Annotated in this window: 2 protein-coding genes; both read right to left on the reverse strand. The window is 78.7% G+C overall.

Annotated features, from left to right (window positions below):
* The coding region (locus ACFWEK_RS21365; protein ID WP_430555345.1) for a hypothetical protein at window positions 1–948 on the reverse strand (948 nt) is incomplete at its 3' end.
* Between the two features lie 145 nt (window positions 949–1,093).
* Window positions 1,094–1,754 (reverse strand): copper resistance protein CopC (locus ACFWEK_RS21370; protein WP_430555346.1); only part of this gene is annotated, 661 nt, incomplete at its 5' end.

A 1,754-nucleotide genomic window follows, 5' to 3' on the forward strand; every position in this document is an offset into this window, starting at 1 on the left:
GACCCGGGTGAGGGAACCCACCGGGTCGCCCGGGGCGCCCGGGGCGGGCAGCGCAGAGAGAGCGTCCTCGAGCGCGGTGACCGCGCCGTCGATGCGTCCCGCCCGCTGGGCCGCCGGGAGCGCGCGCGCCTGGGCGAGCTCGGCCCGGGACTCCGCCACGATCGCGCCGAGCGCCGCCTCCGCGCGCAGCGCCTCGGCCTCGTAGTCGTCGACGGCGCGCAGCAGCCCCTCGGCGCGGCGCACGGCCTCCTCCGCCGCGCGGGCCGCGGCACCGGCCTCCGCGACCTGCTGGGTCGTGAGGCGCTTGCGGGCGGCCGCGGTGCTGCGACCTGCGAACTCGAGCAGGCGCTCCGCCTGCTCGGGGTTGTCCGCGACGGGCAGCAGGGCCCGCTCGGCGTACTGCTCGCGCAGCCGCTCGAGGTCGGCGCGTGCCGCGGGCACGGCCTCGCGCACGCGCGCCAGCTCGGCGTCGACCCGGTCGACGGCGTCGGGGGTCGAGCGGACCGTCTGCCGCAGGGCGGCGAGCCCGCGGTCGAGCTCGTCCAAGGACGCGTCGGCCGACCGGCACAGGTCCACGACCCGCGCCGACCACTCCCGGCGCTGCTGGTCGGTGTCCGGGACGTGGTCGTGCAGGAGCTGGTTGTGGTGGAACGCCTCGGAGAGGCGCTCGCGCGCCCGCCGCAGCGTGGGCGCGAGCTCGCGCGTCTCCCGGTCGCCGAGCTCGGCCTGGGCGAAGGCGAGCTCGTCCTCGGCGAGGCGGGCCCGCTCGTCGGCGCGCACCAGGGCCGAGCCCGCCTCCACGCCGAGCCGCTGCAGCTCCGCCTCGAGGTCCTGCGCCCGCCCGCGCGCCGCCCTGCGGCGTCGTGCCGCCCAGAAGGCCACCGCCGTGACCAGCACGACCACCACGACCAGGCCCGTCACGATCCCGACGATCTGCCCCGCATCCATGCTCGGCATCGTAGGCGGCTCCGGCGGGGTGCGGGGACGACCCGACGACGAGGCAGACACCCGGGAGCATCGACGAGGGCGACCTGTCAGGGCCAGCGCGCGGTATGCCCGGCGCTGACCCTGACAGGTCGCGGGGTGCGGTGGGTCAGCCGCGACGTCGGGCGAGCCGCAACGCCACCAGCACCGCCGCGCCGGCGAGCACGACGACGCCGCCCGCGATGCCGACCACCACGACCAGCTCGGAGGTGTCGCCGCCGCCCGCGTCCGCGGCGGCCGACGCGCCCTCCGCGGTGCCGTCGGACGCCTCGTCCGTGCCCCCGGCCGGGGCGCACGGCGTCGCGTCCGCCGCGGGGGCCGCCCCGGCCCCGGCGGGCGGCTCGTAGGTGAACGAGTACTCGCCGCTGGTGGGGTGCCCGTCGGCCGACACGATCCGCCAGTCGACCGTGTACTCGCCGCCCTCGCCCAGCGCGACGGGGACGGACACGGTGCGGTCCTGCGTCGTCGGGCACCCGGTCGCGTGGTCCGTGCCGTCGGCGCCCGTCACCGTGATCACCGTGCTGGAGCCCTCGGCGGACAGGTCGAGCACCACGTCGTCGAACGTCACGTCGACGGACTCCGGCGGCTCGGTCACGGTCGTCCCCGAGGCGGGCGACGTCCCGACGACGACGTTGTGGGCGCTCGCGGGCCCCGCCGCACCGACGACGCCGGCCGCGCCGAGGCCCAGGGCGAGCGCGAACGACCCGGCCGCGGCGAGGGCGCGTCGCGCGGCGGCGCGGCCGTCCGGCGCGCTCACCGCTGCTCCGTGC

Origin of the sequence: Isoptericola sp. NPDC060257 (genome assembly GCF_042726645.1) — a bacterium.
In the GTDB taxonomy this organism is placed as follows: domain Bacteria; phylum Actinomycetota; class Actinomycetes; order Actinomycetales; family Cellulomonadaceae; genus Isoptericola; species Isoptericola nanjingensis.